Annotated in this window: 13 protein-coding genes and 1 riboswitch; of the genes, 11 read left to right on the forward strand and 2 right to left on the reverse strand. The window is 70.4% G+C overall.

Going from position 1 to position 14,344, the window contains the following annotated elements; translation table 11 throughout:
* Nucleotides 1–60 precede the first annotated feature (60 nt).
* Nucleotides 61–639: a TetR/AcrR family transcriptional regulator gene (locus Aph01nite_RS34190; protein ID WP_204045190.1), complete on the reverse strand. Its 579-nt coding sequence runs from the start codon at nt 637–639 to the stop codon at nt 61–63.
* A gap of 61 nt (nt 640–700) precedes the next feature.
* On the opposite strand from Aph01nite_RS34190, the gene Aph01nite_RS34195 reads away from it, so the two are divergent.
* Nucleotides 701–1,615 (forward strand): carbohydrate kinase family protein, encoded by a 915-nt coding sequence (locus Aph01nite_RS34195; RefSeq protein WP_204045191.1) that lies wholly within the window; start codon nt 701–703, stop codon nt 1,613–1,615.
* Nucleotides 1,616–1,641: 26 nt separating this feature from the next.
* Nucleotides 1,642–2,865: an aminotransferase class III-fold pyridoxal phosphate-dependent enzyme gene (locus Aph01nite_RS34200; RefSeq protein ID WP_204045192.1), complete on the forward strand. Its 1,224-nt coding sequence runs from the start codon at nt 1,642–1,644 to the stop codon at nt 2,863–2,865.
* On the opposite strand, the gene Aph01nite_RS34205 is transcribed toward Aph01nite_RS34200, so the two are convergent.
* Nucleotides 2,840–3,949, reverse strand: coding sequence for a GNAT family N-acetyltransferase (locus Aph01nite_RS34205; protein ID WP_204045193.1), 1,110 nt, complete (start codon nt 3,947–3,949; stop codon nt 2,840–2,842). The two genes, Aph01nite_RS34200 and Aph01nite_RS34205, sit on opposite strands and share 26 nt — an antisense overlap.
* 108 nt (nt 3,950–4,057) lie before the next feature.
* Between Aph01nite_RS34205 and Aph01nite_RS34210 the strand changes: the two genes are divergently transcribed.
* The 9 genes from Aph01nite_RS34210 to cobO all read left to right on the forward strand — a co-directional run bounded on the left by Aph01nite_RS34210 (nt 4,058) and on the right by cobO (nt 14,310).
* Nucleotides 4,058–4,921, forward strand: a complete 864-nt coding sequence (locus Aph01nite_RS34210) for a tRNA (adenine-N1)-methyltransferase (protein WP_204045194.1) — start codon at nt 4,058–4,060, stop codon at nt 4,919–4,921.
* A gap of 197 nt (nt 4,922–5,118) precedes the next feature.
* Nucleotides 5,119–6,891, forward strand: a complete 1,773-nt coding sequence (gene arc, locus Aph01nite_RS34215) for a proteasome ATPase (RefSeq protein ID WP_204045195.1) — start codon at nt 5,119–5,121, stop codon at nt 6,889–6,891.
* A gap of 185 nt (nt 6,892–7,076) precedes the next feature.
* Entirely contained in the window at nt 7,077–8,243 is a 1,167-nt protein-coding gene (locus Aph01nite_RS34220) for an acyltransferase family protein (protein WP_204045196.1), read from the forward strand.
* Between the two features lie 91 nt (nt 8,244–8,334).
* Nucleotides 8,335–9,852 carry a depupylase/deamidase Dop gene (gene dop, locus Aph01nite_RS34225; protein WP_204045197.1) on the forward strand — a complete coding sequence of 506 codons (1,518 nt, stop codon included), beginning with the start codon at nt 8,335–8,337 and terminating at the stop codon, nt 9,850–9,852.
* Between the two features lie 44 nt (nt 9,853–9,896).
* Nucleotides 9,897–9,988: riboswitch (adenosylcobalamin (AdoCbl) riboswitch) on the forward strand.
* 42 nt (nt 9,989–10,030) lie between these two features.
* Nucleotides 10,031–10,225: a CbtB domain-containing protein gene (locus Aph01nite_RS34230; protein ID WP_204045198.1), complete on the forward strand. Its 195-nt coding sequence runs from the start codon at nt 10,031–10,033 to the stop codon at nt 10,223–10,225.
* The gene (locus Aph01nite_RS34235) at nt 10,225–10,941 is read left to right on the forward strand and encodes a CbtA family protein (RefSeq protein ID WP_204045199.1); all 717 of its coding nucleotides are present in this window, start codon (nt 10,225–10,227) and stop codon (nt 10,939–10,941) included. Before Aph01nite_RS34230 ends, Aph01nite_RS34235 begins: the two co-directional genes overlap by 1 nt.
* 13 nt (nt 10,942–10,954) lie before the next feature.
* A complete protein-coding gene (locus Aph01nite_RS34240; protein ID WP_239162195.1) occupies nt 10,955–11,545 on the forward strand; it encodes a histidine phosphatase family protein in 591 nt (196 codons plus the stop codon).
* 59 nt (nt 11,546–11,604) lie between these two features.
* Nucleotides 11,605–13,695: a magnesium chelatase subunit D family protein gene (locus Aph01nite_RS34245; protein ID WP_239162196.1), complete on the forward strand. Its 2,091-nt coding sequence runs from the start codon at nt 11,605–11,607 to the stop codon at nt 13,693–13,695.
* 18 nt (nt 13,696–13,713) lie between these two features.
* A complete protein-coding gene (gene cobO / locus Aph01nite_RS34250; protein WP_204045201.1) occupies nt 13,714–14,310 on the forward strand; it encodes a cob(I)yrinic acid a,c-diamide adenosyltransferase in 597 nt (198 codons plus the stop codon).
* Nucleotides 14,311–14,344 lie beyond the last annotated feature (34 nt).

Here is a 14,344-nt window from a genome sequence, read left to right on the forward strand (position 1 = left end):
ACCGGCTCCCCGGCGGCCAAGCCCGCCGATCCGGAGGATCGGCCAATGTCACAGCCAATGTCACAAGCGGTCGAGTTCGGCGGTCATGATGCGCTCCATGCGGGCGTCGTCGGCCGGGTAGAGCAGGCGGTGCACGCTGAGGCCGTCGACCAGGGCCAGCAGGCGTTCGGTGACGTCATCGAGGTTCTCGGCGGTGGTCAGCTCGCCGGAGTCGCGGGCGGACTGGAGCAGGGCGCGGACCAGGCGGCGCAGGTCGCCCGCCTCCTCCCGCTGCACCTGGAGCAGGGCGGGCGAGCCGATGCTGCGCGCCCAGAAGCCGATCTCCAGGCCGGTCTCCTGCACGCGCTCGTCGTCGAGCGGCAGGTTGTCCAGCAGCACCTCGCGCAGGGCCGCCAGCCCGGTACGGCCCGCCAGCTTGTCCATCAGCCGCGCCGTGATCCGGCGGTGCGAGGACTGGAGGGCGGACAGCAGGATGTCGTCCTTGTCGCTGAAGTAGTGGGTGAGGACGCCGTTGGAGTACCCGGCCTCCTTGGCGATGGCGCGGGTGGTGGCCGCCTCGATGCCGTCCCGCAGGATGATGCGTCGCGCGGCCGCCACGACCTCCTGGCGGCGCTCCTCGTGGTTCACGATCTTCGGCACGATTCCCCCCGTCACACCGGCTGTTGACATTTTAGTCGGACGCCCGTCTATTATCCAGGGCATGACCGTCGTCACGCTGGGCGTCCACATCGTGGACGTGCTGGCTCGCCCGGTGGAGTCCATCCCGGCCGGCCAGGACACGCATCTGGTGGAGCAGGTCCGGATCACGGCCGCCGGGGCCGCCGCGGGCACGGCGGTCGATCTCGCCAGACTCGGCGTCCCGGTCGCCTCCGCGGGAGCGGTCGGGGACGACGAGCTCGGCGACTTCCTACTCATGATTATGGCCAGACACGGCGTCGATGTGGCGGGTGTGGCGCGAAAGTCCGGCGAGCAGACCGCCGCGTCGATCCTCCCGATCCGCCCGGACGGCGGCCGCCCGTCCTTCCACGTGCCCGGCGCCAATCTCGGCTTCGGCCTCGCCGACTTCGACCCGGCCCTGGTCCTGGGCGCGGAGCTGGTCCACCTGGGCGGCATGGACGCCACCTGGAGCCTGCACGACCCCGCCTTCTTCGCCCTGCTCGACGAGGCCCGCGCGGGCGGCACGGTCGTCACCATGGACCTGCTGTCCAACATGCCGGACCTGATGCCGGCCGCGAAGACCTTCCTCCCGCACCTGGACTACTTCCTGCCCAACGAGGAGCAGGCCCTCATGATCACCGGCGCCGCCACCGTCGAGGAGGCGGCCACCGCGCTGCTCGCCGAGGGCCCGGCCGCCGTCCTGATCACCCTGGGCGCCGAGGGCAGCCTGGTGGCCACCGCCGAGGGCGCCTCCCGCGTGCCCGCCCTGGACATCGAGGTCGTGGACACCACCGGCTGCGGCGACGCCTACTGCGCCGGCTTCATCGCCGGCCTCCTGGACGGCCGCTCCGTGCTCGACGCCGCCCGGCTCGGCACCGCCGTCGCCGCCCGCGTGGCCGGCGGCCTCGGCTCCGACGCGGGCCTGAGCGACGCCCGCGGCCTGCTGTCCGGCCAGTGACCCCACCAGCCACCACGAGGAGCCACATGTCGATCGACGCCGATCTGCGGGCGAGGGCCGCCAAGGTCATCCCCGGCGGGATGTACGGCCACCTCAACGCCGCCCTGCACGGCGACACCTACCCGCAGTTCTTCGTCCGGGGCGAGGGCGCCCGGCAGTGGGACGCGGACGGCCGGGAGTACATCGACCTGATGTGCAGCTGGGGCCCCATGATCGTGGGCCACCGCAACCCGGTCGTGGAGGCCGCCGCGGCCGCCCAGCAGGCCCAGGGCGACTGCCTCAACGGGCCCGGCCCGATCATGGTGGAGCTGGCCGAACTGCTGGTGGACCTGATCCCGGCCGCCGACTGGGCCATGTTCTCCAAGAACGGCACCGACGCCACCACCCAGGCGCTGATGGTGGCCAGGGCGGCCACCGGCCGGGCCAAGGTGCTGGTGGCGCACGGCGCCTACCACGGGGCCGACCCGTGGTGCACGCCCGGCCTGTCGGGCGTGACGGCCAGCCAGCGGGCCGACAACGTCGAGTTCGAGTACAACGACCTGGCCGCCGTGGAGGCCGCCGCCGCGGCCCACGACGGCGACGTCGCCGCGATCCTGGTCACCCCGTTCAAGCACGACTCGTTCGAGGACCAGGCCCCGGCCGAGGCCGGGTTCGCCCGGGGCGTGCGCGCGCTGGCCGACCGGATCGGGGCCGCGCTGGTCATCGACGAGGTGCGCGCGGGCTGGCGGCTGGACCTGCGCGGCTCGTGGGAGGCCTTCGGCGTGCGGCCGGACCTGTCGGCGTGGAGCAAGGCCATGGCCAACGGCCACCCCATCGCGGCCGTGACGGGCGTGGACGCGCTGCGCGGCCCGGCCCAGACCCTCTACTCCACCGGCTCCTTCTGGTTCTCCGCGAGCGCCATGGCCGCCGCCAAGGCCACCATCGAGATCCTCAGGGACGGCGACGGCGTCGCGCTGATGGAACGCGCGGGCGAGCGCCTGCGGTCCGGCCTGGCCGCCCAGGCCGCCGCGCACGGCTTCCAGGTCAGCCAGACCGGGCCCGCCCAGATCCCGTGGCTGTCGTTCGCGGGCGACGACACCCTGGCCCAGGGGATCGCTTGGGCCGCCGCATGCCTGGCCGAGGGCGTCTACCTGCACCCGTGGCACAACTGGTTCCTGTCCACGGCGCACACCGACGACGAGATCGACCAGGCGCTGCTGCGGACCGACGCCGCCTTCGCCAAGCTCAGGAAGGAGTCGGGCGCAGCCTGACCCACCGCACGTCGTCCTGCCGGGTGCCGTCCGGGCCCGGCAGCAGTTCCCGCGCGACGCCCTCCCGGGTGAAGCCGGCGCGCTCCAGCACCCGGTGCGAGGCGGTGTTGCCCGGCACGGTCCCGGCGATCACGCGGTGGATCGCGGTGTTCGCGAAGACCCAGTCCACCAGGAGCGTGGCCGCGCGGGTGGCGTAGCCCTTCCCCCGGCACTCGGGCAGCAGGCTGTAGCCGATCATGGCCTCGCTCAGCGGCGGGACCACGTTGGAGAGCTGGATGTCGCCCGTGAACGCGCCGGTGGCCGCGTCCCTGATCGCGATCTCGGCCTGCTCGCCGGCCAGCCAGCGGTAGCCGGCGGTACGGCAGCGCGCCGCCGTGTCGGCGTACGCCACCGGCCCAGGGGGCACGTGGTGGGCCATGACCACGGGGTCGCCCGCCATGCGGTGGTAGTCGGCGGCGTCGGCGGGCGTGAGCCGTACCAGGCGGATCACGCCGTCGGTGAGCCCGTCGGCGGGCAGGTCCGGCAGGTAGGGCCGGATCGGGTCGCCGGAGTCCGTCGCCAGCCGGGCGAAGGACACCAGGTCGCAGCGGGAGCCGTCGCGCAGGGTGCCGGCGCCGCGCCGGATGCCCTCCCGGGTGTAGCCGGCGGCCATCGCCACCTTCTGGGAGCCCAGGTTCTCGACGTCGGTCAGCAGGTCCATGCGCGCTGCGCCCTGAGCGAAACGCCACGCCGACAGGGCCCGGACGGCCGCCGTCGCGGCGCCCTTGCCACGCCCCCAGGGCGCCGTCCAGTAGCCGATCTCCACGTTGCCGAGCCGGTCGGGCGGCTTCACCCCGATCACGCCCTGGAGCTCGCCGCTCGCGGGGTCGGCCATCACGAACTCGGCGCCGCCGTCGGCCCAGGTCTGCTCGGCCAGCTTGTCCTTCCAGAACTGGGCGTCCGCCCGCTCGTACGGCACCGGGACGAGCGGGATGAACCTGGCGATCTCGGGGTCGGCGCAGGCCCGGGTGATGGCGTCGATGTCCGCGTCGGTGGGAGGACGGAGGTCGACCGGCCCGGCGGGGATCGTTTCACGGGGGAGCATGACCCCTTTGCTACCAGGCCGAAGAGGTCTCCGCGAGTTGATTTAGCCCCCTCTTGGGCGGTTTGTACGCAGGAGCCGTACCAGTGGAACGAAGATAGCCTTGCGCCCATGGGTTTTCGCAGGCACGGCCCGTTCCAGGCCGGGGATCAGGTTCAGCTCACCGACCCCAAGAACAAGCGGCACACGCTGACGCTGAAAGAGGACGGGGTCTTTCACACGCACAAGGGATGGATCCCGCACACCGACCTGATCGGTCAGCCGGAGGGTTCCGTGGTGCGCTCCTCGGGCGGCACCCAGTACCTGGCCTTCCGTCACCTGCTCCAGGACTACACGCTCTCCATGCCGCGCGGCGCGGCCGTGATCTACCCGAAGGACTGCGGGCAGATCGTGGCCATGGCCGACATCTTCCCGGGCGCGAAGGTGGTCGAGGCCGGCGTGGGCTCGGGCGCGCTCAGCTGCTTCCTGCTCCGGGCGGTCGGCCACGAGGGCTCGCTCACCTCCTACGAGCGGCGCGCGGACTTCGCCGAGGTGGCCACCAAGAACGTGGAGAAGTTCTTCGGCGGCGAGCTGAAGCAGTGGCGGCTGGTGGTCGGCGACTTCAACGAGGCGCTGGACGAGACCGACGTGGACCGGATCATCCTGGACATGCTGGCCCCCTGGGAGTGCGTCGACGCCTCGGCCAGAGCACTCACCCCAGGTGGTGTTATCTGTTGTTATGTTGCAACTACGACACAGTTGTCCAAGACGGTAGAGACCATCAGGGAGCACGGGAGTTTCACCGAGCCCCACGCGTGGGAGACCTTGGTTCGCGACTGGCATGTCGAGGGGCTCGCGGTCCGGCCCGACCACCGGATGGTCGGCCACACCGGGTTCCTCGTCACCGCCCGCCGCATGGCGGACGGTGTCACGCCGCCGCCGCGACGCAGGCGTCCGTCCAAGGGCGCGTACGGGGAGGGAACCGAAGGTCAGTGACGATTTAGCGGCGAACCGGCAAAGAGGCGTGACACGGGGAACAAACCATGTGTTCGATGTGCTCACGTCTATGAACCAGTCGAAAAGGCACCAAATCACCAGGCACTCAACGTAACGAGACGAACACCAGTCGGCCACGTTTTTTAAGGCCGTCAGATTGGTAGTGACTTGAGTAGTCTTTCCTCGAATGGAAGGAGGTGACGGGCGTGGCAGCTCGCGATGACGCTGAGGCTCGGGCCGCGCAGCGCGAACGGGAGGTCGCTGACCTCACAACTCAGGTCTCCTTCCTTCAGGAGGAGATCACCGCGCTGCGTCGCAAACTCGCCGAGTCCCCGCGGCAGGCCAGGGTCCTCGAAGAGCGGCTGCACGACGTGCAGGCCCAGGTGGCGGCGCTCACCAGCCAGAACGAACGCCTGGTCTCCACCCTCAAGGAGGCCAGGGACCAGATCGTGGCTCTCAAGGAGGAGGTCGACCGGCTGGCCCAGCCGCCGTCCGGCTTCGGCGTGTTCCTGGAGGCCCGGGAGGACGGCACGATCGAGGTGTTCACCGGGGGGCGCAAGCTCCGGGTGAACGTGAGCCCGGCCGTGGACGTCGACTCGCTCAAGCGTGGCCAGGAGGTCATGCTGAACGAGGCGCTGAACGTGGTCGAGGCCCTCGGCTTCGAGGACGTCGGCGAGATCGTCATGCTCAAGGAACTCCTCGAGGACGGCCAGCGCGCCCTGGTCATCTCGCACGCCGACGAGGAGCGCGTGGTCAAGCTGGCCGAGTCGCTGCTGGAGCAGCCGATCAGGTCCGGCGACTCGCTGCTGCTTGAGCCGCGTTCGGGTTACGTCTACGAGCGCATCCCCAAGTCCGAGGTGGAGGAACTGGTCCTCGAAGAGGTCCCCGACATCTCCTACGACGAGATCGGCGGCCTCCGCGGCCAGATCGAGCAGATCAGGGACGCCATCGAGCTGCCCTACCTGCACGCCGACCTGTTCCGCGAGCACAAGCTCCGCCCGCCGAAGGGCGTCCTGCTGTACGGCCCGCCCGGCTGCGGCAAGACGCTCATCGCCAAGGCCGTCGCCAACTCCCTGGCCAAGCAGGTCGCGGAGAAGACCGGCCAGTCCGGCAAGAGCTTCTTCCTCAACATCAAGGGCCCCGAGCTGCTCAACAAGTACGTGGGCGAGACCGAGCGGCACATCCGCCTGGTCTTCCAGCGGGCCAGGGAGAAGGCCTCCGAGGGCACCCCGGTGATCGTGTTCTTCGACGAGATGGACTCGATCTTCCGGACCCGCGGCTCGGGCGTCTCCTCCGACGTCGAGAACACCATCGTGCCCCAGCTGCTGTCGGAGATCGACGGCGTGGAGGGCCTGGAGAACGTCATCGTCATCGGCGCCTCCAACCGCGAGGACATGATCGACCCGGCGATCCTGCGGCCCGGCCGCCTGGACGTCAAGATCAAGATCGAGCGGCCGGACGCCGAGGCGGCGAAGGACATCTTCTCGAAGTACCTGATCTCCGAGCTTCCGCTGCACGGCGACGACCTGGCCGAGCACGGCGGCAGCCGCGAGGGCACGATCGCCGAGATGATCCAGCGGGTGGTCGAGCGCATGTACACCGAGATCGAGGAGAACCGCTTCCTCGAGGTGACCTACGCCAACGGCGACAAGGAAGTCCTGTACTTCAAGGACTTCAACTCCGGCGCGATGATCCAGAACATCGTCGACCGCGGCAAGAAGATGGCGATCAAGCAGTTCCTCGAGACCGGGCAGAAGGGCCTTCGGATCCAGCATCTGATGGCGGCCTGCGTGGACGAGTTCCGCGAGAACGAGGACCTGCCGAACACCACCAACCCGGACGACTGGGCCCGCATCTCCGGCAAGAAGGGCGAGCGGATCGTCTACATCCGCACCCTCGTGCAGGGCAAGCAGGGCACCGAGGCCGGCCGCTCCATCGACACGGTGGCCAACACCGGCCAGTACCTGTAGCACGGCTGCGAAAGCGGCGCGTTCCCTCCGGGGGCGCGCCGCTTTCGGCGTTTTCCACCGGTCCGGTGGCCTGGAACGCACTCTTTACGTGATACTTGGGCGTTCTAGTGCGATCTCAGTGACTTGGGTAAACGGAACACGCCGGACTTACGGGGGATTGTGGTGTTCAAGCGGGGAGTTCTCACGTGACCTCGGCGCCCACCCGGAGACGCCGCCGCCGGCCCTCCTCGCCGCCGCCGCGCCGGGCCGCACCCGCGCCGGTCCTGGCCGAGCCGGTACGCCCCGGGGGCGAGCCCAGGCTCGTCGAACTCGACCTGCTGCGTTTCGTCGCCGCGTTCGCGGTGATGGCCTTCCACTTCATGGCCGCGAGCAGGTCGCTCTGGGGCGACTACCCGACCGAGATCTTCGCCCCCGTGAACCGGGTCACCACCCTCGGCATCCTCGGCGTCGAACTGTTCTTCCTGATCAGCGGCTTCGTCATCCTGATGAGCGCCTGGGGCCGCAGCCTCGGCAAGTTCGCGGTCTCCCGGATCTCGCGCCTCTACCCCGCCTACTGGTTCACCGTCGTCGCCCTCTACGTCCTGTACACCTACACGGACGTGACCGGCTTCAAGGGCAATCTCTACCCGGTCCACTACCTGATCAACCTCACCATGTTCCAGGAGGCCTTCGGCGTCCTGCACGCGGGCGGCGTCTTCTGGTCGCTCTGGGTGGAGCTGAAGTTCTACTTCCTCATCTCGATCATCGTCGTCATCGGCATCAACCTGCGCCGCGCCATGGCCTTCATGTGGGTCTGGCTGGTCCTGGTGATCGTGGCCGAGTACCTGGAGAACGACCTGGTGACCGAGATCGTGATGCCCAGGCAGGCGCCGTACTTCATCGCGGGCATGGCGTTCTACCTGATCCACCGGGTGGGCTCCTCGGTGACCCGCTGGGGGTTCGTCCTGGTCGGGTACGCCTTCGCCGTGTACGCGGCTCTGGAGCGCGTACAGAGCCGGGTGGACGCCATCGGGCTCAAGCGGTTCCCGGCGCCGCCGGAGGCCGTCATCGTGGCGATCACGCTCATCTTCCTGCTCATGGCGGCGGTGGCCCTCGGCTGGCTGGCCTGGATCAGGTGGGCTCCGCTCACCACGGTGGGCGCGCTCACGTACCCGCTCTACCTGCTGCACCAGAACGTCTCGGCGGTGCTCATCCCGGGCCTGCGCGACACGCTGAACCCGTGGCTGCTCACCGCGCTGACAATGGCCGCGTCTATAGTGCTCGCGTATCTCGTTTACAAGCTGATCGACCGTCCTGGCCAGCGATTGCTCCGCCGGATTCTCGGCGGACGGAGACCCGTGCGAAACGAATAGTCGGTTCTCTGCCGTAACTGTCGGGTAACCGGGCATAGATGAGGGGCTAGGCTCGGGATATAAACGGCGGAACGACAGCCATGGGGTGCGCATGACGGTACGGCGGGTGATGGGCATCGAGACCGAGTACGGCATCGCCGTGCCCGGTCAGCCCGGGGCGAACGCGATGGTGACCTCTTCGCAGGTCGTCAACGCGTACCTCGCGGCGTCGGCCGCGCGCGCCAGGCGGGCCCGATGGGACTTCGAAGAGGAGAACCCGCTGCGCGACGCGCGGGGCTTCGACCTGGCCAGGGAGGCGGCCGACTCCAGCCAGCTGACCGACGAGGATCTGGGCCTGGCCAACGTGATCCTCACCAACGGCGCGCGGCTGTACGTGGACCACGCCCACCCGGAGTACTCCACGCCGGAGTGCACCAACCCCCGGGCGGCGGTCATCTGGGACAAGGCGGGCGAGCGTGTCATGCACGACGCGGCCGTCCGGGCCTCGGCCATGCCGGGCAACGCGCCCATCCAGCTCTACAAGAACAACACCGACAGCAAGGGCGCCTCCTACGGCTGCCACGAGAACTACCTGATGCGGCGGGCCACGCCCTTCGCGGACATCGTCCGGCATCTGACGCCGTTCTTCGTGTCGCGGCAGGTGGTGTGCGGGGCCGGGAAGGTCGGCATCGGGCAGGACTCCCGGGGCGACGGCTTCCAGATCAGCCAGCGCGCCGACTTCTTCGAGGTCGAGGTCGGCCTGGAGACCACGCTGAAGCGGCCGATCATCAACACCCGGGACGAGCCGCACGCCGACCCGGAGAAGTACCGCCGCCTCCACGTGATCATCGGCGACGCCAACATGTCGGAAATATCCACCTATCTGAAGCTGGGTTCGACGGCGCTGGTCCTCGCGATGATCGAGGACGGCTTCCTCACCGGGGACCTGTCCGTCGAGTCGCCCGTCGCCGCCCTCCGCGCGGTCTCCCACGACCCCACCTGCAAGTACGAGATCTCGCTGCGCAACGGCCGCAAGATGACCGCCGTGCAGCTCCAGATGGAGTATCTGGAGCAGGCCCGCAAGTACGTCGAGGACCGGTACGGCGCGGGCGTGGACGAGATGACCAAGGACGTGCTGAACCGGTGGGAGTCGGTGCTGACCCGGCTGGCCGAGGACCCGATGCAGCTGTCGCGCGAACTGGACTGGGTGGCCAAGCTGGAGCTCCTGGAAGGGTACCGGACGCGGGACAACCTGCCCTGGTCGCACCCCCGCCTGGGCCTGGTGGACCTCCAGTACGCGGACATCCGCCCCGACCGTGGCCTGTACAACCGCCTGGTGGCCCGTGGCCGGATGCAGCGGCTGGTGACCGAGGAGGACGTCGAGCGGGCCATCGAGACGCCGCCGAACGACACCCGGGCCTACTTCCGGGGGCGCTGCCTGCGGCAGTACAGCGAGTCCGTGGCCGCCGCGTCCTGGGACTCGGTGATCTTCGACATCCCCGGGCGGGAGTCGCTCCAGCGGGTGCCCACCCTGGAGCCCCTGCGCGGGACGAAGGCGCACGTCGGAGAGCTGCTCGACCGGTGCAGGACCGCCGCGGACCTGGTGGCCGCGCTCACCGGCGAAGGCTGACAGGTTGACGGGTTTGTCCGTTCAGGGATACGTTCCCGGTGAATTGTGGCGGCGTGAGGGAAATCCGGTGTAAATCCGGTGCGGTCGCGCCACTGTAACCCTCCCGATGAGGGGAGCCAGGTCACCACCCGCCACAGACCGACGACAGGGACGCGTAATCCCGGAGGAGGACCGTGGCGTGAGCCAGCTCTCAGCCCCCCACGTCCAGCCCATTCCCCTTCGCAGCCTCGCCTGGTGGGCGCTCGCCGTGCCCGCCCTCCTGCTGCTGGCCTACCTGGTCACCTTCGACCAGGGAGCCATCTCGCAGGCCGGCGACTACCTGCACGAACTCATGCACGATGGGCGTCACCTGCTCGGCGTCCCCTGCCACTGATGATCCGCTCACTCTTCGTCCGGGGCCTGCTCGCCGGAATCATCGCAGGACTGGCGGCGGGCGCGTTCGCGTTCTTCGCGGGCGAGCCGCACATCGACGCGGCCATCGCCCTCGAAGAGGCCGCCGCCGGGCACACGCACGCGGAGGCTCCCCTGGTCAGCAGGTCCGGCCAGGTGGGCGGCCTGTTCCTCGCCACCGCCCTGTACGGCATGGCCGTCGGCGGCCTCTTCGGCCTGGCGTTCGCGCTGGTCCGGGGGCGCGTCGGCCCCCGCTCGGGGAGCGCGCTGGCGGTCGGCCTGGCGGCGGCCGGGTTCGTCGCCGTCGTCCTGGTGCCGTTCGTGAAATATCCGGCCAACCCGCCCGCGGTGGGGGATCCGGAGACGATCGGCTCGCGCACCTCGCTCTACCTGGTCGCGGTCGCGATCGGGCTGCTGGCGGCGGCCGCGGCCGCGGTCGCGCACCGGATCTTCGAGGTCAACGGGGAGCCCGTGCGCTGGCTGGCGACCGGGCTGGGGTTCCTGCTCCCGGTCGCGGCGGCGTGGATCTTCCTGCCGGCCGTGTCGGAGGTTCCCGAGGGCTTCCCCGCCGATCTGCTGTGGGACTTCCGGGTCTCCTCGCTGGGGACCCAGGTCGTGCTGTGGGGCGTGCTGGGGGTGTCGTACGCGTACCTCTTGTACCGGAGTGAGCGGGTGGCCGGCGTGGCCGTACCGGCCTGAGGTGGCCTCTCGGGTGACCTTGGTCGCGCATGGGAGGACGGCGGCCATGCGGGCCGCCGCCTTCCCCTCGCCCGGTGATCTCCTGGAGCCCTTGCCGGATTCTCCCGGTTTGGCCGGTGCCGAAGGCCGGTGCGGGCCGGAGGAGCGGTGCCTGGGGACGGCGCGGTGGCTGGGGTTGGCGGCGGTCGCCGATCCCGGGCTGCGGGACTGCGATCACGGGCGCTGGCGCGGGTTGTCGCTGGCCGAGGTGGCGGCGGCGGAGCCCGAGGGCGTGCGGGCCTGGCTGGCGGATCCCGGGGCCGCGCCGCACGGCGGGGAGTCGGTGGCCGGGCTGATCGGCCGGATGGGGGAGTGGCTCGGCGCGCTCCCGTCCGGGCGGGTGGTGGCGGTCACGCATCCCGCGGTCGTCCGGGCCGCGCTGGTGGCGGCGCTGGAGCTGCCGGCGGAGGCGTACCGGCGGGTGGATGTGCCGCCGCTGGGGCGAGTGGAATTGACCGGATTCGGGGACCGCTGGAACCTTCGTTTACCGCGATGGGAACCGCCGAGGGATGCTTCCCGGCGGTCCCGGGAGATATCCCCGGACTTTCTTGAAGGGTCTCCTTGAGTGAGTGCTGACGTGCGGATTCCGGATCTCCGGGCCTTTGAGGAAAGTTGGTATTTCGCGTGACTTATCCCTTCAGCGCCGTCGTCGGGCTGGCGGATCTGAAACTCGCGCTCGTGCTCAACGCGGTCTCGCCGCGGGTGGGCGGGGTGCTGGTCCGCGGGGAGAAGGGCACGGCCAAGTCGACCATCGTGCGGGCGCTGGCCGCGCTGCTGCCCCCGGTCGCGGTGGCCGACGGCTGCCGCTTCTCCTGTGACCCGGCGGCCCCCGACCCCCTCTGCCCCGACGCGCCGCATTCGGGTGACGGCTCGGTACGCGCCGCGCGGCTGGTCGAACTGCCGGTGGGCGCGTCCGAGGACCGGCTGGCCGGGTCGCTCGATCTTGAGCGGGCGCTGACCGAAGGCGTGAAGGCGTTCGAGCCGGGCCTGCTGGCGGCGGCGCACCGGGGCATCCTGTACGTGGACGAGGTGAACCTGCTCCACGACCACCTGGTCGACCTGCTGCTGGACGCCGCCGCGCTCGGGACGTGCTACGTCGAGCGGGAAGGGGTGTCGGTGCGGCATTCCGCCAGGTTCCTGCTCTCGGGGACGATGAATCCCGAGGAGGGGGAGCTGCGGCCGCAGCTGCTCGACCGGTTCGGGCTCACCGTGGAGGCGCGGGCGTCGCGGGATCCGGCGGAACGGGCGGAGGTCATCCGGCGGCGGCTCGCGTACGAGCTCGATCCGGAGGGGTTCGCGGGGCGCTGGGCGGCGGAGGAGGCGGAGCTGGCGCGGCGGATCGCGGAGGCCCGCGCGCTGCTGCCCGGGGTGGTGCTGCCGGACGCGGCGTTGAAGCAGATCGCGACGGTCTGCGCCGGGTTCGAGGTGGACGGCATGCGGGCGGACATCGTCACCGCGCACGCGGCCATGGCGCACGCGGCGTGGGAGGGGCGTGCGCGGGTGGGGTCGGCGGACGTGCGGGCGGCGGCGCGGCTGGCGCTGCCGCATCGGCGGCGGCGGGATCCCTTCGACGCGCCCGGCCTGGACGAAGCGCGGCTCGACGAACTGCTGAACGACTTCGACGACTACCCGGACGACGACCCCGATGGGCGCCCGGAAGACCCCGAGGCCGGAAATTTCGATACATCGGAGCCGAGTTCGGAACCGGAGTCGGGTGACGCGGAATCTGATGCGGAGTCCGGCTCTCCATCGGCGGATCCCCGCGATTCAGGCGATCTCCGCGATTCGGGAGACCTTCGTGATTCCCGTGATTCCCGTGGTTCCCGCGATCCGCGTGAGGCGGGTGTCGGCCAGGCAGGCGCTGCCCGGTCCCCGGACGCCTCGGGGTCGGATTCTCTGACCGTTGAAGATGCCTTCGCCCAGGCCGGTACGCCCTATCGGGCCCGCGTGTTCACCGTCCCCGGCGTCGGCACGGGCGTCCCCGGGCGACGCTCACGGGCACGAACCCCGGACGGGCGTACGTCGGGATCGCGTCTGCCCGAAGGGCGGATCACGAGCGTGCACCTGACGGCCACGCTCCGGGCGGCGGCCCCCCACCAGCGCTCGCGCGGCGTGGCCGGACCCGGCCTGCGGATCGTCAAATCCGACTTACGCGAGGCCGTACGCGAAGGCAGGGAGGGCAACCTCGTGCTGTTCGCCGTGGACGCCAGCGGGTCGATGGCGGCGCGCAAGCGCATGGGCGCGGTCAAGGCGGCCGTGCTGAGCCTGCTGCTCGACGCGTACCAGCGGCGGGACAAGGTCGGGCTGATCACCTTCCGGGGGGATACGGCCGAGTTGGTGCTGCCGCCGACCTCGTCGGTGGAGGCGGGGGCCGCGCGCATGCGCGAACTGCGCACGGGCGGTCGTACGCCGCTCGCGGCCGGTCTGCTCAAGGCCGCCGACGTGCTCCGGGTGGAGCACCTGCGCGACCCGGCCCGCCGTCCGCTGCTCGTCGTCGTCACCGACGGCCGCGCCACCTCAGGACCGGACCCCAGGCGCGCCGCCGGTCTGCTCACCCGGGTCAGCACCGTCGTCGTCGACTGCGAGTCCGGCCCCGTACGGCTCGGCCTGGCCGCCGAACTGGCCGCCGGCATGGGCGCTTTGGCCGTCCGCTTGGACTCGCTCGCAGACGGAGCACTGGCCCAAGTGGTCCGGGCCACGAGGATGGTCGCGTGAATCGCCAGGAGGGGTCAGATGCCGCAGGGCAAGCCTGAACACGTGCCGGAAGACGGCCTCACCACCCGGCAGCGCCGTAACCGGCCGCTCGTCATCGTGCACACCGGTCCCGGCAAGGGCAAGTCCACCGCCGCATTCGGGCTCGCCCTGCGCGCCTGGAACCAGGGCTGGCCGATCGGCGTGTTCCAGTTCGTGAAGTCCGCTAAATGGCGCATCGGCGAGGAGGCCGCCCTGCGCGCCCTCGGCGAGATCGGCCCGCCCGTCGTCTGGCACAAGATGGGCGAAGGCTGGTCCTGGATCAAGAAGGCGGGCACCGAGGAGGATCACGCCGCCGACGCCCGCGAAGGCTGGAACCAGATCAAACGCGACCTCGCCGCCGAGACCTACCGCCTGCTCGTCCTAGACGAGTTCACCTACCCCATCAAATGGGGCTGGATCGACATCGACGACGTCACCACGACTTTGACGAGCCGCCCCGGCGCCCAGCACGTCGTCATCACCGGCCGCGACGCCCACCCCGACCTGCTCGCCCTGGCCGACCTGGTCACCGAGATGACCAAACTCAAACACCCGATGGACACCGGCCAGAAGGGCCAGAAGGGCATCGAATGGTAGCCCTCTGCGATCTGCTGGCGGGGGCGCAGGGCCG

The organism is Acrocarpospora phusangensis, from assembly GCF_016862995.1.
GTDB classification, from domain to species: Bacteria; Actinomycetota; Actinomycetes; order Streptosporangiales; family Streptosporangiaceae; genus Acrocarpospora; species Acrocarpospora phusangensis.